Source organism: Brevundimonas sp. GW821-FHT02A10 (genome assembly GCF_059422025.1).
On the sequence record NZ_JBWKWC010000001.1, the window covers coordinates 479487 to 497008 of the forward strand.

Consider the following 17522-nt stretch of genomic DNA (forward strand, 5'->3'; position numbering starts at 1 on the left):
GTTCTCCTGATGCTCCGGACCAGCGTCCCGGACGGGGTCAGGTTCCCGCGCAGGCTGCGGCGTCGGACCGTTCGACCTTGCCGCCCTTGAGGACCAGCTTCAGATCATGCAGCGCCGACAGACCCGCCGTCGGGTCTCCGGGCAGGGCGATCAGATCGGCATAGGCGCCGGGCCGCAGCACGCCCAGACCGGTGTCGCCGATCAGCGTCCCCGCGCCCCAGGTCGCCGACTGCAGGGCTTCGGCGGGGGTCATGCCCGCCTCAACATAGCCGTCCAGGGTCCCGCGCGCGGCCTCGCCCCGCCCCGTCAGCCAAGGCACGTAGAAGTCCGAGCCCATGGCGATCCGCACACCCGCCGCCCGGGCGCGGCGCAGCCGGTCGCGGGCCGGGGCCAGATGGGCGCGGACCTCGGCCTCGGGCGGCTGGACCGGCCAGTCGCGGGTGAAGGCGATGGCCATCTCGTCAGACGGATCGGTCGGGACCAGCCAGACGCCGCGCGCCGCCATCAGCCGAAGGGTTTCGTCGGAGACCTCATAGGCGTGTTCGATCGAGGCGACCCCGGCCTCGACCGCCTCACGAATAGACGCGTCCGAGGTGGCGTGGGCCGCGACCGGCACGCCGTGGCGCTTGGCCTCGGAGACGATGGCGGCCATCTCGGCGACCGACAACCGGGTGCGCTGGGGCGTCGCCTCAGGATACATCTTGATCACCCGGGCGCCCGCGGCGACGGCCTCGCGTACGGCCGAGCGGGCGTCATCCGGGCCCTTGATGATGCGATATTCGCCGGCGATCAGATGATGCGGATCGGCCGGCTGAGGCTCCAGCTGACCGCCTTCGGGCGCCAGACCCGGCCCGGAGCCATAGAGGCGTGGCCCCGGGACATCGCCCTGATCGATGCCCCGCTGCAGGATCAGATCCAGGTACTGTCCCGAGTTGCCCAGATCCCTGACCGTCGTGATACCGGCGTCCAGATAGGCCCGGGCGCGTGGCGCGGCGTGCAGAACCCGGGTCGCGTCGCCGTCGACGCCCTGATCGCGGGCGGCGGTGTCGGACAGGCTCTCACGCGCGCGCTGCTCCAGCAGCAGATGGGTATGGGCGTCGATCAGGCCGGGCAGGACCGAGCAGCGCCGCAGATCGAGTACAGTCGCGCCTTCAGGCGCCGTCAGATCGGTCCCGACCTGTCGCACCCTGCCGTTCTGGATCAGCAGGTCGCGGGGCCCCACCATGCGGCCGGCTTCGGAATCGAACAGGTTTCCGGCGCGCACCAGCGTCACCGGCCCCGGCGCGCGCTCCTGAGCTTCGGCGCGGGTCATGGCCGTCAGACAGGCGGCGACGGTCGCGGCCAGAAACAGGGCATGGCAGGCGGTGCGGCGGACGGGCATCTCTCTCTCCTTCGTGTCGGGGAGTAGAGACAAGATCGGCCGCCGGCGGATGCGCGGCGGCCGATTAAATCGCGGTAAGCCCGTTGAGGACGATCAGGCCTGAACGGCTTCGTGGATCGTCTTCAGGGTCTTGAGCAGGCCGTGGGAGGCGGTCAGGGGCAGGCAGCTCGGACCATCACACAGGGCCTTGTCCGGATCCGGGTGGAACTCCAGGAAGACGCCGTCGGCGCCGGCGGCGACGGCGGCCTTGGCGATGATCGACACGCCTTCGCGACGCCCGCCGGTCGAACCGCCGCTGGTGCGCGGATCGGCGCCGGGCAGCTGGACGGCGTGGGTGGCGTCGATGGTCACCGGCACGCCCAGCTTCTGCATCTGGCCGATGCCCAGCATGTCGACGACCAGGTTGTTATAGCCGAAGGACACGCCGCGCTCGCACATGACGATGTCGAGCTCAGGCGCTGCCTCGCGGGCCTTCTTGATGATGTTGGCGCTGTCCCAGGGGGCCAGGAACTGACCCTTCTTGACGTGCATCCAGCCGCCGGCCGCGGCCGTGGCGCGGGCGGCGGCGACGACCAGATCGGTCTGGCGGCACAGGAAGGCCGGGATCTGGACCAGTTCGGCGACGGCGGCGATGCGCTCGGCCTGATCGACCTCGTGGATGTCCGTGCAGATCGGCACGTTCAGCTCGGCCTTGATGATCTCGAGCTGCTTCAGCCCCTCGTCGATCCCGGGACCGCGGTAGGAGGTGATCGACGACCGGTTGGCCTTGTCGAAGCTGGCCTTGAAGACATAGGGCAGCCCCAGGTCCTCGCAATTGGCTTTCAGCTCGCGCCCCACGGCCAGGGCCATGTCGAGGTTTTCGAGCACATTGACGCCGGCGATGACGACGAGCGGTTGGCCGGCCCCGATGGAGAGGTTCCAGCGCTTGAGATGAATCATGGACATGGCGGCCTATATAGGCCGTCAGATCGGCATGCGCATTATTTCCTGATAGGCCTGAATCACCTGGTCGCGGACGGCGATGACGGTTTCCAGAGAGGCCTCGGCGCTGGACACCGAGGTGACCACGTCGATCATGTTTCCCTGGCCCTGGATGGCGCCGGTCATCTGGGTCTCGGCGGCCCTGGTGGACTTGGTCATGTCGCCCATGACGTTCTGCAGCATCTCGCCGAAGCCGGGCGCCGCCGGGGCCGCCGCTCCACCCGTGGGCATTCCCCCGCCCTGAACCGCCGCATAGGCCTTCATCGCCGCCATCGGATTCATCGGCTAATTCCTATCGCTTCAGGATGTCGAGGGTGCGGCTTTCCATCGACCGCGCCGTCTCGATGACGTTCAGATTGGCTTCGTAGGCGCGCTGCGCCTCGCGCATGTCCATGGCCTCGACCAGGGTGTCGACATTGGGCCGCATCACATAGCCGTCGGCGTTGGCCGCCGGGTGCGAGGGGTCGTAGTCCATCTTGAAGTCGCTCTGGTCCGGCTTGACCTCGGCCAGGGCCACACCGGTCGCGCCGTCGACGTTGCGCGCCTCGAAGACCGGGATCTGGCGACGATAGGGCGTGCCGCCGGGCGTCTCGGACGTCGACTGGGCGTTGGCGATGTTCTCGGCGATGATCCGCATGCGCGACTGCTGGGCGCGCAGGGCGCTCGAGGCCACGGCCATGGCGGTGTTACGGGGCGGGACCGGATCGGGCATGGTCTATTCCTGATCCCGGCTCAGCCGCCGGGCTTCTTGGCGGCCATCCGCAGCATCGACATCGACTTGGAATACAGGCTGATCGCGGCGTCATAGGCCATGCGGCTCTCGGACATCTTGAGCATCTGCTCTTCCAGCACGACCGAATTGCCGTCCAGCGTCGTCTCGGAGTCCGGCGAGGCCTGGGACGAGAAGCGCGCCACATTGGCCGGGGCCGGGGCGATATGGGCCGCATTGGTGCGCGCCATCTGCAGTCCCCCGCCTTGCCGCATCGCGGCGGCGAAGTCGGCGTTGGCCGGTTGCTGCAGGTCGCGGGCGACGAAGCCGGGCGTCGAGGAATTGGCGATGTTCTGCGAGACCACCCGCTGGCGCTCATCGAGCCAGTTCAGGCGGCCCTTGATCTGGCCCAGCAGTGGAACGTCGGCGATGCCCATCGGGCGGGTCTCCTGATCGGATAGGCAGAAAATGCCGCCTGCATGGTTAACAGGGCGTTATTTCAACGGGTCGTTAACCACGATGGTTAAAGAGTCAGCCCCGACCGGCCGCGCGTTCCAGCGGCCCCGGAACCGTCGCCCGCATGAACGTCCTTGATTTCGCCCGCGCCATCTTCGGCCTGGCCTTTGTGCTGGGCCTGATCGGGCTCTGCGCCTGGGCCGCCCGCCGCTACGCCCCGCAGCTTCTGGCCAAGCTCGGCGCCGAGCGGGGCGAACGGCGTCTGCAGGTCATGGAAACCCTGGTGCTGGACCCCGCCCGCCGGCTGGTCCTCGTCCGCGTCGATGACGAAGAGCGGCTGATCCTGCTGGGCGAGGGCCGCGAACTGATCGAGCCGCGCCAGCCCGCCGAACGACCTGCCCCGCCCGCGCCGGAGCCGGTCGCCGAAACGCCCCGTCCCTTCGCGCGTCTGAACCTCTCCGCCCTGAACAAGGGAGGCCCGAAGTGAAGCTCGCCGCCTCGATCTTCACTGTCCCGACCCGCGCCGAGCTCAAGCGGGCGGCCCTGCTCTCGCTGGTCACTACCCTGCTCTGCCTGGCCTGGCCTCTGGCCGCCTTCGCACAGGATGTGGCCGCCGCCGCGGGTTCCGGCTCCTCGATCAACGTCGATCTGGGCACCGGCGCCGGCCTCACCGAGCGGGTGGTTCAGCTGGTCGGTCTGATGACCGTCCTGTCGCTGGCGCCGTCTATCGTGATCATGACCACCAGCTTCGTGCGGATCATCGTGGTGCTGTCCCTGCTGCGCACGGCGCTGGGCATGCAGCAGTCGCCGCCGAACGCCGTTCTGGTCTCCCTGGCCCTGTTTCTGAGCGCCATCGTCATGGCTCCGACCTGGCAGGACGCCTATGATTCGGGCATCCGCCCCTTGCTCGATCAGCAGATGGAGCTGCCTCAAGCGTTTGATGCGGCGTCGGAACCTGTGAAAAACTTCATGCTCGCCCAGGTCGACCGCGGGGACCTCTCGCTCTTCACCCGACTGAGCAAGGTGGAGCCCAATACGGAGATGGCCGACCTGCCCCTGCGCGTGGTCACTCCGGCCTTCATGATCAGCGAGTTGAAGAAGGCTTTCGAAATCGGATTTCTCCTTTTCGTTCCGTTCCTTGTGATCGATCTGGTAGTCTCCAGCGTGCTCATGTCCATGGGTATGATGATGCTGCCTCCGGTGGTGATTTCCCTGCCCTTCAAGCTCATCTTTTTCGTGCTCGTGGACGGCTGGAGACTGGTCGCCGGAAGCCTTGTCGAGAGCTTCACCCGACATACTGTCGGGGGGTAAACCCCCGCTGTCAGGGCGTTTGCGCGTCAACGGCGCTTGCCAAGCCGCCCCAAAAGCGTGTTGATCCCCCGGTCATCGTCCGGAATCGGGCGAGTTTATGGAAACGACCACATGACCACTCAAGCTGAACTGATCGCCGCTGTCGCCAAGGACGCCGGTGTTTCGCAGGCCGACGCCGGCCGCGTGCTGGAAGCGATCGTCAAGAACATCCATTCGTCGCTGACCGCCGGCGGCGACGTCCGCATCTCGAACCTGGGCGTCTTCGACACCGCTGCCCGCGCCGAGCGCGAAGGCCGCAACCCGGCCACGGGCGCGACCATCAAGATCGCCGCCTCCAAGGCCGTCCGCTTCCGGGTCTCCAAGCCCCTCAAGGACGCGGTCAACAAGTAAGACTGCTTCTCCCTCGACAGGGAGGAAAGCGGGCGGGAACGGTCAGCCGTTCCCGCCCGTCTGCTTTCTGAAGTCCGCCTTCATCGCCTGGACCCATCCGGCGAAGGTGTCGGCCCCGGCGGTCAGCTGACCGAAGTCGCTGGCCTGCACCGCCCCCTCCTGGCCGTCGAAGCCCGACAGGGCGATGCGCATCGAAGCCGCCGAACGGGCCCGCGCCGCGAACGGCAGATAGGCGCGCGACAGCTTCGACAGGGCCGGCAGGTCGTGGCCCAGCGAATAGCCGACCCCGGCCCGGATCACCCGGCTTTCGTCGGCGGCGTCCAGAGGCGTGGCTGTGTCCTTGAACCGCTCGCCCAGACGTTGGTCATAGACCTTGGCGGCCCCGGCCCAGTTCTGCTGCTTCCAGTAGATCTCGGCCCGGACATCCAGACCTTCGGGCGTGCTGTCGCCCTCCAGCAGTTCCAGCGCGTGGTCGTAGCGACCCAGATCCATCAGGGCGCGGGCCTCCAGCGCCCGGCGCTCAGCGTTCATGGCCGCCGGCAACAGGGTGGTGCGCGAGCTCCACAGGGCCTGCAGCGCCTTCTCCGGCTGACGATCCATCAGATAGACAGTGGCCAGATTGGTCGCCACCTGGGCCTTGGCCACGCCGTCCAGACGCTCATCGACCTGGTGCTTGAGCAGTTCGGCGGCCTGATCCAGCAGGTCGACGTCGATCAGGCGGCGCGCCAGCCGCCGCACCATCTCGTCCCCGTCGGCGCCGATCGGGGTCAGGTCGCGGAAGTCGTAGAAAAGGGCCAGGGCCTGCACCGGTTGCAGCCCGTCGGCGGCGCCTTGCAGGAACAGGGCGCGGAAGGTCGAGGACAGGTCGTCCTGGATTTCGCGCGCGCCCGGCAGATCGATCATCCGCTTGTTGCCGCTGCGCAGGACCTCCAAGGCCTCGCGATAGCGGCCCTGCTGCAGGTAGATGCTTCCCAGGGTCCGCACCACGGCCAGCTCGGTCGCATCGCCTCGCCAGCGCCATTTCAGCTCTTCCAGCTGTTTGGCGGCGGCGTCGGGAGTGATGATTCCCTTGGCGAGGGAAAGCTTGACCACGCCCAGCTTGGCGGGCGTCGCGATGCCGTCCAGCGGCGCACGGGCGACGGCCGTGTAGACCGCCAGCGCCCGGTCGCTCTGGCCGTCCAGATCGAACAGCCGGGCCTGCACCAGCCGCGCGGTCAGCTGATCGGCCGCCGGGGCGCGCTGGCTGAAGCTGAAGGCCAGCAGGGATCGGGCGGCCGGCAGGTCGCCGAGTTCCAGCGCCGCCAGGGCATGGGCCGCCCCGAAGCGGGCCTTCCAGTCGTTGGGGAACTGATCGATGACGGAGGCGCCCGCGGTGAAGGCCAGACGCGCCCCCGTCCAGTCACCGCGCTGGGTCGCGACATAGCCCTGCCAGACCTTGGTCGACGGGTCGCCGGCCAGAGCGCCCGAGGCGAAATCGGCCTCGGCCTCCTCGAAACGGCCGATGGAGGCCCGGGCCGCGCCGCGCAGGCCGCGCACCTCGGGCTCGCCCTGCAGGCTGGGCGTCTTGGCGATCATGGCGTTGAGCACGCCGATGGCCTCGAAGCCAAGGCCCGAGGCGATCAGGAAGCGGGCGAAGCCCATGCGCGATTCGATCGGGGTGCGTGGATCCTCGCTGGCCTGGGCGGTCTCCTGCTCGGCTCCGTTCTGCAATTCGCGGTAACGGGCGGAGAAGCCCTCGGCGCCCGGATCGGCCCAGTCGGCCAGAATCATCGCCGGATAGGCGGCCTTGCGCGGCAGGTGCGGGGCGTCGGGCGCGGCGTCCAGAACCGCCTCCGACGGCGCCGACATTGTCAGGCCCTGTGGGCGCGACACGGTCACCAGATCGCCGGCGGCCACGATGGTCAGGTCGTCGGTCGGCGTCTCGACCGCCATGCCCTGGGCGGTCGGCAGAAGGGTGACGTCGATGGTCTGGCGGCGGTCGCCGAAGCCCTTGCCGGGCGCGAGCGCCGTGACGGCGGCGAACCGGTCGCCGATCATCGGGTCAGTCAGCCAGATGGCCTTGGTCGCCCCGGCCATGCGCGCGACCAGAGCCGTCTGGGCGGTGTCGTCGCGGTCGACCTCCACGGCCTGGGCCGGGCTGGTCGGAACGCCTCCGATGGTCACGGTCCAGGTCGTGCCCTGCCCCGTCGCGGACACCGGCAGGTTTTCCGGGGCGGCGATACGGATGGCGGTGTAGCCCGGTCCCTGGGCCCAGCGCGCCTCTCCGGCCGGACCCATCCTGGCGCCCTTGGGCAGGCCCATCTTGGCGGCGGTGTCGAAGACGATCCAGACGGCGTCGTCGCGGCGGAAGACGGCCGCCCCGACGGGCGCGGCCCACTGGAAATTCATCACCACCCGATCCGCCTCGGCCGTGGTGGTCACCGGCACGACCCCGTTGGCCGGGACGGCGCTGGACGCGGTCAGGCCCGACTGGGGCTGGGCGCCCGGGGCATAGAGGTTCAGCCAGACCGCACCGTCGGCCACGCCGGACCGTGCATCGGCGCCCTGGGCCAGGGTCAGCAGCACCTCGGAGCCGCCCTGGACCGCCCGGGTTTCGACCTTGGTCACGCCCGGCGGCAGGCTGTTTTTGAGCAGGCTGATGTCCGGCGCGGCGGTGGTGCCGATGCGGACGACGACCGCCTGGCCCTCGCGGCGGACGCGCGAGCGCGCGCCGATGACCCCGGCGAATTCGACGCGGGTGAAGTTCTGGGCCTCGCCCCGGCGGGTGGTGCCCAGGCGGATGGTCAGGGGCTCAAGCGCGCTGGAGGCTTCCTGCGCGATCGCCGGCGCGGCGGGTGTCAGGATCGGGGCGAGCACGACCGCCCCCACGGCGCCCAGCGCCACAGAGGTCCTCGCGATCGATTTTCTCGAGGACGGCCCAACCATTGACGCGCACACTCGCGCGCGGGGCCTTTCAACGCGGTTAATACGGCGTTTGCCATTTCCCGTAGAACGAAGGTTGGACAAATCGTCCAAGGACACGACGCCGCCTTGCGCCAGAGGGTCCGCAGGCCGACATCGGGACAAAGGAAGACGCCATGTCAGACCCCGCTCCCGCCCCTGAATACCCGCCGCTCAACACCCTGAGCACGGGCATCCGCTGCCGTTGCCCGCGCTGCGGCAAGGGCCCGTTGCTCAAGGGCTATCTGACGATTCGCGACAGCTGCCCGGTCTGCGGCCTCGACTACAGTTTCGCCGACCCGGCGGACGGCCCGGCCTTCTTCGTCATGTCGGGCGTGGGCGTGGTCGGGATGATGGCCTTCATGGCCTTCGAGTTCACCGTCCACCCGCCGATCTGGGTGCATTTCGCGGTGACCTTCCCTCTCCTGGCCCTGATGTGCCTGGGGACCTTGCGCCCCTTCAAGGGCTGGCTGGTCTCGGAACAGTACGTCCACAAGGCCGCCCCGCCCGAGTGGAAGAGCATCGGCAAACACGGCGAAGGCTCGCCCTGGCGCTAAGGCAAAAGAAAAAGGCCGGTGTTTCCACCGGCCTTTTCAAACTCTTGTCAGCAGCGCCGAAATCAGGCGGCGGCTTGCTCGGCCAGCTTGGCCTTGACCTGACGCTTGATGCGCTGGGCCGAGAGCGACAGCTGCTCGTCGCCGGCCTTGACGATATAGGCGTCCAGGCCGCCCTTGTAGTCCAGGGTGCGCAGGGCGGCGTTCGAGATCCGCAGGGTGAAGGTCTGGCCCAGGGCTTCCGAAGCCAGCTTGACCTTCTTCAGCGACGGCAGGAAGCGGCGCTTGGTCTTCACATTCGAGTGGCTCACGCTGTGGCCGACCATCGGGCCGATACCGGTGAGTTCGCAACGACGCGACATCGTCTGATCCTTGAGGTGATCGCCCGGCAAAACGCACCGGACGCATGAAATAGGGGCGCGCAAGGAGGGGTCCCCTTCGCGAGAGGGGGCCGTATAGAGGAACGGCCTGCGCGACGTCAAGGCTTTCGGGCCGGAAACCGAGTCTGCGCCTGACCGAAGAGGTCTGTTCAGCCGCCGTTCAAAAGCCGCCATATAGTGAAGGCATAACAGCGAAAGACGCTGACCGGGACATTTTAGAGATGAAGACGCCAAAAGCCTCCGTGGCCATTCGTATCGCCGCCGTCGCCGCCCCCGCCCTCGCGGGTGCGATTCTGCTGGCCTCGCCGACCCGCGACCTGCACGCCCAGACCCCGGCTCCGGCCCAGCCGGTCTTGCCCGGCTATTGGGAATACACCACCAGCGCCGTCGGCGACCGCAACACCGAAACCAAATGCGTCCGCCCGCAGGACATCTCGCGCTTCTTCGGCGGCATCTCCACCCGCCGCTACGCCTGCACCTATCCGGTGCGCGAGGTCGGCGGCGGCAACGCCCGCTTCGAGGGCACCTGTCAGGACAAGAAGGGCCGTCGCTTCAACGTGCGCCTGCGCGGCACCTATCAGTCGGAGAGCTTCCAGTTCAACGGCGGCGCCCAGCTGCTGCGCGGCACCCCCTATATTCCCGCCAGCATCACCGCCCGCCGCGTCAGCGCCCAGTGCCCGGCCAACGCCGAGTATTTCTGATCGGCGCCCGACCGCTGCACGCATCGACAAGCTGAAAATCCTGCTCTAGGCCCGAAGGTCTCCCCCTCTCGGACCTGAAGACCGCCCATGCCCTCCGGACTTATCGCCCTGCTCGACGACGTGGCGGGCATCGCCAAACTGGCCGCGGCTTCGGTCGACGACATGGGCGCGGCCGCCGGCAAGGCCTCGACCAAGGCGGCGGGCGTGGTCATCGACGACGCCGCCGTCACCCCGCGCTACGTCGTCGGCCTGTCCCCGGCCCGCGAGCTGCCGATCATCGGCAAGATCGCCGTGGGCTCCGTTCGCAACAAGCTCTTCATCATCCTGCCGGTCGCCCTGCTGCTGACCGCCTTCGCCCCCTGGGCCATCACGCCGATCCTGATGTGCGGCGGCGCCTACCTCTGTTTCGAGGGCGCCGAGAAGCTGATGGAGATGTTTGGCGCCGACGGCCATGAGGACGATGGCCCGGCCCATGACGATCCCGCTGCCCTGGAGAAGGCCACCGTCTCCGGCGCGGTGCGCACCGACCTGATTCTGTCGGCCGAGATCATGACCATCGCCCTGTCGGACGTCGCCTCCGAACCCCTGCTGACCCAGGCGGGCGTCCTGATCATCGTCGGCCTGATCATGACCGTCGTTGTCTATGGCGTGGTTGGCCTGATCGTGAAGATGGACGACGTCGGCCTGCATCTGGCCCAGCGCGAGAGCAAGGGCGTACGCGCCTTCGGGCGAGGTATGGTCAAGGCGATGCCGGTCGTCATGAGCGCCCTGTCGACCATCGGCACCTTCGCCATGCTCTGGGTCGGCGGCGGCATCCTGCTGCACGGCTCCCACACCCTCGGCCTCGCCTGGCCGGCCGAGCCGGTCGAGCACCTGTCCCACGCCATCGCATCGGCGCTCGGCCCCATCGGCGACCTCGCCGGCTGGCTGACCACCGCCTTGATCTCCGCCGTCATCGGCACGGTCGTCGGCGGCGTCATCGCCTTCGTTCTGCACCAGGCGATGCGACTCAAGCCCGGCGCGAAGCACTAGCGGGCGCGACCTCGCGTCACTGGACACCGAAAGCTATATAATAATACAAATGAGGCCATAAGCGCGAAAACGCGAACCGGGAGCGGCGTTTCGCCGGGAGGCCTCCATGCACAAGGCGTTGTCCGTCGTCGCGACCATCGCGATCCTGCTGTCGCCGATGGAGGCCCTGGCCCGACAAACCGCCCCCGCGCCGTCCTCCGCTCCAGCGGTCTATCTGGACCCGACCGCCTCGGCGGAGGCCAGGGCGACCGACCTCGTCTCGCGCATGACGCTGGCGGAAAAGGCGACCCAGATCCAGCACGGCGCCCCCGCCATCCCCCGCCTAGGCGTCCCCGGCTACAACTGGTGGAGCGAGGGCCTGCACGGCGTCGCGCGGGCGGGCGAAGCCACCGTCTTCCCCCAGGCGATCGGTATGGCCGCGACCTGGGACACGGACCTGATCCATCAGGTCGCCGACGTCATCGGCACGGAGTTCCGGGCCAAGAACCTCGAAGACCGCGCCCCCGACGGTTCAACGCGCCAGTATCGCGGCCTCACCGTCTGGTCGCCCAACGTCAACATCTTCCGCGATCCGCGCTGGGGCCGGGGTCAGGAGACCTGGGGCGAGGACCCGTTCCTGACCTCCCGCTTCGGCGTGGCCTTCATCGAAGGCCTGCAGGGCGACGATCCGCTCCACCCCAGGACCATCGCAGCCGTCAAGCATTTCGCCGTCCACAGCGGCCCGGAGGCCGGCCGCCACCGCGACGACATCCACCCCTCGCCGCGCGACGTGACCGAGACCTATCTGCCGGCCTTCCACGCCGCCGTCACCGAGGCCCACGCCCAGGCCCTGATGTGCGCCTACAACGCCGTCGACGGCGTGCCGGCCTGCGCCAACACCGACTATCTGCAGCGCCGCCTGCGCGACGACTGGAAGTTCGACGGACATGTCGTGTCCGACTGCGCCGCCATCGCCGACTTCTATCTGCCGACCTCGCACGCGACCGTCCGCACGCCCGAGGAGGCCGTGGCCCTGGCCCTGAAGTCCGGCACGGACCTGATCTGTGACTTCATGGCCAACGGGACTTTCAAGCCTGAGACGACCGTCAACGCCGTCGAACAGGGCCTGCTTTCGGAAAACGTGCTCGACGCCGCCCTGCATCGCCTCTTCGTCGCCCGCATGCGGCTGGGGACCTTCGATCCGCCCGGCACGGGCCCTTACGCCGCGATCAAGGCCACCGACTACGACACCCCGGCCCATCGCGACCTGGCGCTGCAGACGGCGCGGGAATCTCTGGTCCTGCTCAAGAACGACGGCCTGCTTCCCCTGAAGGCGGCGCCGCGCCGGATCGCCGTCGTCGGCCCCAACGCCAACACGGTCGAGGCTTTGGTCGGCAACTACAACGGCACGCCCTCGCATCCGATCACCATTCTCGACGGACTGAAGGCCCGCTTCCCGGACGCGGAGATCAGCTTCGTGGAAGGGACCGGCTGGGTCGCCCCGCCGCTGGAGGACATTCCCGACCTCGCCTTTTGCCAAGACGCCGCCTGCGCCGCGCCCGGACTGAAGGCCGAAGAGTTCGCGGGCCCGGACCTGGCCGGCGCGCCCGTCGCCAGCCGCACGGACCTGAACGCCAAATTCGCCTGGGGCAGCCCGGTGCGTCAGGAACGCGAGACCTCCATCCGCTGGACCGGCTTCCTGAAGGTCGCCGAACCCGGCCAGTACCGGTTCCGCTACACGGGCGCCAACGGCTATCGCGTCTTCGTGGATGACGTCTTGGTCGCCGATGTCTGGGACGCCGCCTGGCCCACCTCCGACACCGCCATCGACCTGGGCGCGGACCGTCCCCACGCCATCCGTATCGAGGCCATCCAGAAGGGGTCGCGCGCCAGCCAGAAGATCCAGTGGAGCAAGCCGGGATCCGGCGCCGCCCCGGCCATGCGCTCGGCCGAGGCGGCGGACCTGATCGTCTTCGTCGGCGGCCTGACCTCGAAATTCGAGGGCGAGGAAATGGTCGTCCAGGCCCCCGGCTTCGCCGGCGGCGACCGCACCAGCCTGGATCTGCCCGCGCCCCAGCAACAGCTGCTCGAACGCCTGCACGCCACCGGCAAGCCCGTCATCCTGGTGCTGGCCAACGGCTCGGCCATGAGCGTGAACTGGGCCGACGCCCATCTGCCGGCCATTATCGAGGCCTGGTATCCGGGCGGTCAGGGCGGTCAGGCCGTCGCCGAGTTGATCGCGGGCGACTTCAGCCCCTCGGGCCGCCTGCCGGTGACCTTCTACAAGTCTGCCGACGACCTGCCGCCCTTCACCGATTACGGCATGGACGGCCGGACCTATCGCCGCTTCCACGGCGCGCCGCTGTACCCGTTCGGCTACGGCCTCAGCTACACCCGGTTCGACTATTCGCCCCTGACCTTCGACCAGACGGACATCACGGCGGGCTCAGCCGCGAAGGTCTCCGTCCAGATCATCAACAGCGGCGCGCGCGACGGCGCCGAGGTCGTCCAGCTCTATGCGTCTCGCCCCGGTCCCGATGCGCCCGTGCGCAGCCTCGTCGGCTTCCAGCGCATCCTGCTGAAGGCCGGAGAGAGCCGCCGGGTCGACTTCGACATCAGCCCCACGGCGATGAGCACGGTCGACGATCAGGGACGCCGCTCGGTCCACGCCGGACCGGTGACGCTCTGGATCGGTGGCGGCCAACCGATCCTGTCCGGGAGCGACGACCTCCCCTCCGGCGTCGAGGGCCGGCTGACGATCTTGGGCGAAGCGGCGCTTCCCGCCTTCTAGCGCGTCGGAAAAATCGCCTTTCGGACGCGCGGCCTTGATGTGAGGCGCTGTCGGTGGCGTCTTGTCTTTGCAGGACTGTAAGACGAGCAGGAAGCCTCGTCAGCGGTCCGGCGCCCGGTGAGCGTGGTCGGCTCTTGAACCCGGGGGTGGGGCTATAATCGACGGAGGGTCGGCTCTCGCCGAACCCCGGCGATGGCTTGTGGCTGACCGGGACGAAGTCCCTGATGGATGCCTGGGTTGAAGCTTCTGCACGTCATCGCCTCGATGAATCCGGCCGACGGCGGTCCGGTCGAGGGGATTCTGAGACAGGCGGAGGTCACCCGCGACGCGTGCGCCTGCGAGGTCGTCTGCCTGGATCAGCCGGACGCCCCCTGGCTTGAGACCACGCCCCTGACGGTCCACGCCCTTGGTGGGTCCGGCGCCTGGCCGCAGCCGCTCCGCCACTGGCGCTATTCGCCCCTCCTGGCTCCCTGGCTAAGGGAGAACGTCGGGCGCTACGACGCCGTCATCGTCAACGGCCTGTGGAACTACGCCGCCTTCGGCGCCTCGCGCGTCCTGCCCGGCGGGCCGGTTCCCTACTATGTCTTCACCCACGGGATGATGGATCCCTGGTTCCGGCAGACCTATCCGCTCAAGCACGCCGCCAAACAGCTGTTCTGGACCGTCGGCGAAGGCCGGCTGATGGCCGCGGCCGCCAGCGTCCTGTTCACGACCGAGGAGGAGCGGCTGCTGGCCCGGGGGCAGTTCCTCGACCATCCCTATCGCGAGACCGTCGTCGGCTACGGCACCTCGGCCCCACCGCCGCCGACCCCCGAGCAGACGAAGGCCTTCAAGGCCGCCGCTCCGGCCCTGGGCGACCGCCCCTATCTGCTTTATCTCAGCCGCATCCATGAGAAGAAGGGCTGCGACCTGCTGATCGAGGCTTTCGCCCGGGTCAGAAACCGCGCCGAGGCCGGGGCGCCCGACCTGCAGCTGGTCATGGCCGGGCCGGGATCGCCGGTCCTCATCCAGTCGTTGCGCCATCTGGCCGAACGGCTGGGCGTGGCCAAACACATCCATTGGACGGGCATGATCCTGGACGACGCCAAATGGGGCGCCTTCCATAACGCCGAGGCCTTTATCCTGCCCTCGCATCAGGAGAATTTCGGCGTCGTCGTCGCCGAGGCTGCGGCCTGCGGCCTGCCCGTCCTGATCAGCGACAAGGTCAATATCTGGCGCGAGGTCGAGGGGGCGGGCGCCGGCCTCATCCGACCTGACACCCTCGACGGGGCCACGGCCCTGATCCAGGATTGGCTGGCGACCTCCGCCGCCACGCGGCGCGAGATGGGCGAATGCGGCAAGGCCCTGTTCGAACAGTCTTTCGACATCCGCTCCGTCGGCCCGGCCCTGCTCGACACCATCCGGCGCACGTCGCAGGCGGCGGCCGGATAGCAAAAAGCCCGGGATCGCTCCCGGGCTTTTCAGTCTCAAGTTCCGCGAACGGATCAGGCGGCTTCGGCTTCCTCGGCGTCGGCGTCCACGGCGGCGGCGGCGACGGCCTTCTTGGCGCTCAGCGACTTGGACAGCAGCTCGACGGCGGCGTCCTTGTCGATGCGGTTGGCGGCGGCGACTTCGCGAGCCATCCGGTCCAGAGCCGATTCATACAGCTGGCGCTCCGAGTACGACTGCTCCGGCTGGGAGTCGGCGCGGTGCAGGTCGCGGACCACTTCGGCGATCGAGATCAGGTCGCCCGAGTTGATCTTGGCTTCGTACTCCTGGGCGCGCCGCGACCACATGGTGCGCTTGATGCGGGCGCGGCCCTTCAGGGTGGTCAGGGCCTTGGTGACGACGTCGTCGGCGGCCAGCGAACGCAGGCCGGCGGTCTTGGCCTTCTTGGTCGGAACGCGCAGCGTCATCTTCTCGTGGTCGAAGGTCACGACATAGACTTCCAGCGACATGCCGGCGACTTCCTGGGTCTCGATCGCGATGACCTTGCCAACGCCGTGGGCCGGGTAGACGACCGCATCGCCAACCTTGAATTCCAGACCGCTCTTGTTCGTCATGTCATTCCTTTCCCGGACACAGGGATCGGCGAAGCGAAAGCGCACTGCGCAAACAGTTTTCCCACCGCCGGCGAGGGGCCGTCGGTGGAACTATCAACGCGTCAAATGCAGAAACGGATCACCAAACCTCTGGCCGACCCCGCCTTCATGGGCGGGATTCTGTCGCAAACTCGGGCGGCGCAGTGAAACTGCAGACCGCCCGATCCAATGTGAAGGAACATATCACAAAACGGGGCAATTTCAAAACGTCCCCTGCGTCTCTGGTACGAAGGGGTCCATTGTGACCGCATTGCGGCGGTTGCTTAGGAACCCTTGCCGGGGTTCGGGCTGAAATGGTTCTCGAACTTGTTCTCGACCCGCTCCCACTCCTCGCGGTCAGCGGGCGGCGTGCCCTTGACCGTGATGTTCGGCCAGACCTTGGCGTAGGACGCGTTGATCTGCAGCCACTTGCCGTCGGGCTCATCCTCGGTGTCGGGCTTGATCGCGTCGATCGGGCATTCCGGCTCGCAGACGCCGCAGTCGATGCATTCGTCGGGCGCAATGACCAGGAAGTTCTCGCCCTCGTAGAAGCAGTCGACGGGGCAGACCTCGACGCAATCCATGAACTTACATTTCACGCAGGCGTCGGTGACGATGTAGGTCATGGCGGGCGGAGATCACGTCAGGCGGTTGAGAGAGGGCGGTTCGGGGACATGGCCCCGGCAGCCGGGGGTGTCAACTCAGCGGTTCTATCGACGCCGGACAGCATGGCTTTCTTGTCGCACCGGGACGAACTGCTATTGCATCAGTGTCGATTGCAGTTAGATCGACCTGATCCCTCTCCCGGAGCCCATCATGTTGAATCGTCGTCTTCTTGTCCGCACCAGCGCTGCGGCCGCCCTCGCCTTCGCCCTCGTCGGCGGCGGTCTTATCACACACAGCGCGGACGCCCAGTCGGCGGCGACCCAGAACCCGGTCGAGGTTCAGGCCGGAACCTACAAACTGGATCCGGACCACGGCAAGATTACCTGGTCGGTCAAACACCTCGGCTTCTCGACCTATACCGGCCAGTTCACCAACGTCTCGGCCGACCTGACCATTGACCCGGCCAACCCCTCGGCCTCGACCCTTAGCGCCACTGTGCCGATCGCCGACGTCGCCCCGAACAACGACGCCCTGAAGGGTCACCTCCAGACGCCTGACTTCTTCGACGCCGCCCGGTTCCCGACCGCGACCTTCAAGGCGACCTCGGTGACCGTGGACCGCGATGACGCCTCGAAGGCCGCCGTCGCCGGCGACCTGACCATCCGTGGTGTGACCCGTCCGGTGACCCTGGCGGTCCGCTTCAACCAGGCCGGCCCGTACATGAACAAGGGCTACCGCGTCGGCTTCGACGGCGAGACCACGATCAAGCGCTCGGACTTCGGCGTCAGCTACGGCCTGGGCGTCGGCCTCGGCGACGATGTCACGCTGCACATCGAAGGCGAATTCACGAAGCAGGAGCCTGCGGCGGCTCAATAAGATCGACATAGAGGGCGCGGGCCTCCGCCGGGGGTCCGCGCCGCTCGCCCAGCGCCTCCACGCGCACCGCCCGCACCCGTCCGTCGACGGCGAAGGTGATCTCATCGCCCGGGTGGACCAGCCGGCTGGGCTTGTCGAGCCGCGTCTGCCGCCCCTGATGGGTCAGCCGCACCGCGCCCCGCTCGACCAGATCCGCAGCGATGGACCGCGACTTCGCGAACCGCGCCCGCCACAGCCAGACATCGACGCGAACCGAGGGCTCGTTCATGCGGGGCGCTCATCCTTCCATTGCCTGCGTCCAAACCTGCGCCTTCCCGGTGGAAGCACAAGACGCCGAGACTCGAAAATCATCGTTCGGCACAGCTTGACGACAAA

General features: G+C 68.0%; 19 protein-coding genes. 9 read left to right on the plus strand and 10 right to left on the minus strand.

The window, feature by feature from the left end; translation table 11 throughout:
• Positions 1-37: 37 nt before the first annotated feature.
• The 5 genes from AC07U0_RS02025 to flgB all read right to left on the minus strand — a co-directional run bounded on the left by AC07U0_RS02025 (position 38) and on the right by flgB (position 3508).
• On the minus strand, positions 38-1381 hold the full coding sequence (locus tag AC07U0_RS02025; protein WP_494718362.1) for an amidohydrolase family protein: 1344 nt from the start codon (positions 1379-1381) through the stop codon (positions 38-40).
• Between the two features lie 93 nt (positions 1382-1474).
• Positions 1475-2326 (minus strand): 3-deoxy-8-phosphooctulonate synthase, encoded by an 852-nt coding sequence (gene kdsA, locus AC07U0_RS02030; RefSeq protein WP_492946983.1) that lies wholly within the window; start codon positions 2324-2326, stop codon positions 1475-1477.
• Positions 2327-2344: 18 nt separating this feature from the next.
• Positions 2345-2644 carry a flagellar hook-basal body complex protein FliE gene (gene fliE / locus AC07U0_RS02035; RefSeq protein ID WP_494718363.1) on the minus strand — a complete coding sequence of 100 codons (300 nt, stop codon included), beginning with the start codon at positions 2642-2644 and terminating at the stop codon, positions 2345-2347.
• 10 nt (positions 2645-2654) lie between these two features.
• Entirely contained in the window at positions 2655-3074 is a 420-nt protein-coding gene (flgC, locus tag AC07U0_RS02040) for a flagellar basal body rod protein FlgC (protein WP_404822028.1), read from the minus strand.
• A 20-nt stretch (positions 3075-3094) separates the two neighbouring features.
• Positions 3095-3508: a flagellar basal body rod protein FlgB gene (gene flgB, locus AC07U0_RS02045; RefSeq protein WP_494718364.1), complete on the minus strand. Its 414-nt coding sequence runs from the start codon at positions 3506-3508 to the stop codon at positions 3095-3097.
• 143 nt (positions 3509-3651) lie between these two features.
• Between flgB and AC07U0_RS02050 the strand changes: the two genes are divergently transcribed.
• From AC07U0_RS02050 to AC07U0_RS02060, 3 genes are all read left to right on the plus strand, one after another.
• Positions 3652-4014 (plus strand): FliO/MopB family protein, encoded by a 363-nt coding sequence (locus AC07U0_RS02050; protein ID WP_494718365.1) that lies wholly within the window; start codon positions 3652-3654, stop codon positions 4012-4014.
• The gene (gene fliP / locus AC07U0_RS02055) at positions 4011-4838 is read left to right on the plus strand and encodes a flagellar type III secretion system pore protein FliP (protein WP_494718366.1); all 828 of its coding nucleotides are present in this window, start codon (positions 4011-4013) and stop codon (positions 4836-4838) included. Before AC07U0_RS02050 ends, fliP begins: the two co-directional genes overlap by 4 nt.
• Positions 4839-4949: 111 nt before the next feature.
• On the plus strand, positions 4950-5228 hold the full coding sequence (locus tag AC07U0_RS02060; RefSeq protein ID WP_207868550.1) for an HU family DNA-binding protein: 279 nt from the start codon (positions 4950-4952) through the stop codon (positions 5226-5228).
• A 42-nt stretch (positions 5229-5270) separates the two neighbouring features.
• Here the strand turns inward: AC07U0_RS02060 and AC07U0_RS02065 are convergent, their stop codons facing one another.
• Entirely contained in the window at positions 5271-8111 is a 2841-nt protein-coding gene (locus AC07U0_RS02065; RefSeq protein WP_494718367.1) for a tetratricopeptide repeat protein, read from the minus strand.
• Positions 8112-8305: 194 nt separating this feature from the next.
• Here AC07U0_RS02065 and AC07U0_RS02070 point away from each other — a divergent pair, with 194 nt between their 5' ends.
• On the plus strand, positions 8306-8725 hold the full coding sequence (locus AC07U0_RS02070) for a DUF983 domain-containing protein (RefSeq protein WP_494718368.1): 420 nt from the start codon (positions 8306-8308) through the stop codon (positions 8723-8725).
• 62 nt (positions 8726-8787) lie between these two features.
• Here the strand turns inward: AC07U0_RS02070 and rpmB are convergent, their stop codons facing one another.
• Positions 8788-9084, minus strand: a complete 297-nt coding sequence (gene rpmB, locus AC07U0_RS02075) for a 50S ribosomal protein L28 (protein WP_492946975.1) — start codon at positions 9082-9084, stop codon at positions 8788-8790.
• Positions 9085-9323: 239 nt separating this feature from the next.
• Here rpmB and AC07U0_RS02080 point away from each other — a divergent pair, with 239 nt between their 5' ends.
• The 4 genes from AC07U0_RS02080 to AC07U0_RS02095 all read left to right on the plus strand — a co-directional run bounded on the left by AC07U0_RS02080 (position 9324) and on the right by AC07U0_RS02095 (position 15036).
• Positions 9324-9803 carry a DUF3617 domain-containing protein gene (locus tag AC07U0_RS02080; RefSeq protein WP_494718369.1) on the plus strand — a complete coding sequence of 160 codons (480 nt, stop codon included), beginning with the start codon at positions 9324-9326 and terminating at the stop codon, positions 9801-9803.
• Positions 9804-9890: 87 nt separating this feature from the next.
• Positions 9891-10835: a DUF808 domain-containing protein gene (locus AC07U0_RS02085; protein ID WP_494718370.1), complete on the plus strand. Its 945-nt coding sequence runs from the start codon at positions 9891-9893 to the stop codon at positions 10833-10835.
• Positions 10836-10941: 106 nt separating this feature from the next.
• Entirely contained in the window at positions 10942-13605 is a 2664-nt protein-coding gene (locus AC07U0_RS02090; protein ID WP_494718371.1) for a glycoside hydrolase family 3 C-terminal domain-containing protein, read from the plus strand.
• A 237-nt stretch (positions 13606-13842) separates the two neighbouring features.
• Positions 13843-15036 carry a glycosyltransferase gene (locus tag AC07U0_RS02095; protein WP_494718372.1) on the plus strand — a complete coding sequence of 398 codons (1194 nt, stop codon included), beginning with the start codon at positions 13843-13845 and terminating at the stop codon, positions 15034-15036.
• 53 nt (positions 15037-15089) lie between these two features.
• Here the strand turns inward: AC07U0_RS02095 and AC07U0_RS02100 are convergent, their stop codons facing one another.
• A complete protein-coding gene (locus AC07U0_RS02100) occupies positions 15090-15647 on the minus strand; it encodes a CarD family transcriptional regulator (protein WP_494718373.1) in 558 nt (185 codons plus the stop codon).
• A 302-nt stretch (positions 15648-15949) separates the two neighbouring features.
• A complete protein-coding gene (fdxA, locus tag AC07U0_RS02105; RefSeq protein WP_207868559.1) occupies positions 15950-16291 on the minus strand; it encodes a ferredoxin FdxA in 342 nt (113 codons plus the stop codon).
• 190 nt (positions 16292-16481) lie between these two features.
• Here fdxA and AC07U0_RS02110 point away from each other — a divergent pair, with 190 nt between their 5' ends.
• Complete coding sequence (locus tag AC07U0_RS02110; RefSeq protein ID WP_494718374.1) at positions 16482-17147, plus strand: YceI family protein; 666 nt, start codon at positions 16482-16484, stop codon at positions 17145-17147.
• Here AC07U0_RS02110 and AC07U0_RS02115 read toward each other — a convergent pair.
• Entirely contained in the window at positions 17116-17415 is a 300-nt protein-coding gene (locus AC07U0_RS02115) for an RNA-binding S4 domain-containing protein (RefSeq protein ID WP_494718375.1), read from the minus strand. The genes AC07U0_RS02110 and AC07U0_RS02115 overlap by 32 nt on opposite strands.
• Positions 17416-17522 lie beyond the last annotated feature (107 nt).

Bases quoted from the DNA above. Each gene is read 5' to 3' on its own strand.
- AC07U0_RS02025 (WP_494718362.1), bottom strand. From the start codon at position 1,381: ATGCCCGTCCGCCGCACCGCCTGCCATGCCCTGTTTCTGGCCGCGACC.
- kdsA (WP_492946983.1), bottom strand. From the start codon at position 2,326: ATGTCCATGATTCATCTCAAGCGCTGGAACCTCTCCATCGGGGCCGGC.
- fliE (WP_494718363.1), bottom strand. From the start codon at position 2,644: ATGAATCCGATGGCGGCGATGAAGGCCTATGCGGCGGTTCAGGGCGGG.
- flgC (WP_404822028.1), bottom strand. From the start codon at position 3,074: ATGCCCGATCCGGTCCCGCCCCGTAACACCGCCATGGCCGTGGCCTCG.
- flgB (WP_494718364.1), bottom strand. From the start codon at position 3,508: ATGGGCATCGCCGACGTTCCACTGCTGGGCCAGATCAAGGGCCGCCTG.
- AC07U0_RS02050 (WP_494718365.1), top strand. From the start codon at position 3,652: ATGAACGTCCTTGATTTCGCCCGCGCCATCTTCGGCCTGGCCTTTGTG.
- AC07U0_RS02060 (WP_207868550.1), top strand. From the start codon at position 4,950: ATGACCACTCAAGCTGAACTGATCGCCGCTGTCGCCAAGGACGCCGGT.
- AC07U0_RS02070 (WP_494718368.1), top strand. From the start codon at position 8,306: ATGTCAGACCCCGCTCCCGCCCCTGAATACCCGCCGCTCAACACCCTG.
- rpmB (WP_492946975.1), bottom strand. From the start codon at position 9,084: ATGTCGCGTCGTTGCGAACTCACCGGTATCGGCCCGATGGTCGGCCAC.
- AC07U0_RS02080 (WP_494718369.1), top strand. From the start codon at position 9,324: ATGAAGACGCCAAAAGCCTCCGTGGCCATTCGTATCGCCGCCGTCGCC.
- AC07U0_RS02085 (WP_494718370.1), top strand. From the start codon at position 9,891: ATGCCCTCCGGACTTATCGCCCTGCTCGACGACGTGGCGGGCATCGCC.
- AC07U0_RS02090 (WP_494718371.1), top strand. From the start codon at position 10,942: ATGCACAAGGCGTTGTCCGTCGTCGCGACCATCGCGATCCTGCTGTCG.
- AC07U0_RS02100 (WP_494718373.1), bottom strand. From the start codon at position 15,647: ATGACGAACAAGAGCGGTCTGGAATTCAAGGTTGGCGATGCGGTCGTC.
- fdxA (WP_207868559.1), bottom strand. From the start codon at position 16,291: ATGACCTACATCGTCACCGACGCCTGCGTGAAATGTAAGTTCATGGAT.
- AC07U0_RS02110 (WP_494718374.1), top strand. From the start codon at position 16,482: ATGTTGAATCGTCGTCTTCTTGTCCGCACCAGCGCTGCGGCCGCCCTC.
- AC07U0_RS02115 (WP_494718375.1), bottom strand. From the start codon at position 17,415: ATGAACGAGCCCTCGGTTCGCGTCGATGTCTGGCTGTGGCGGGCGCGG.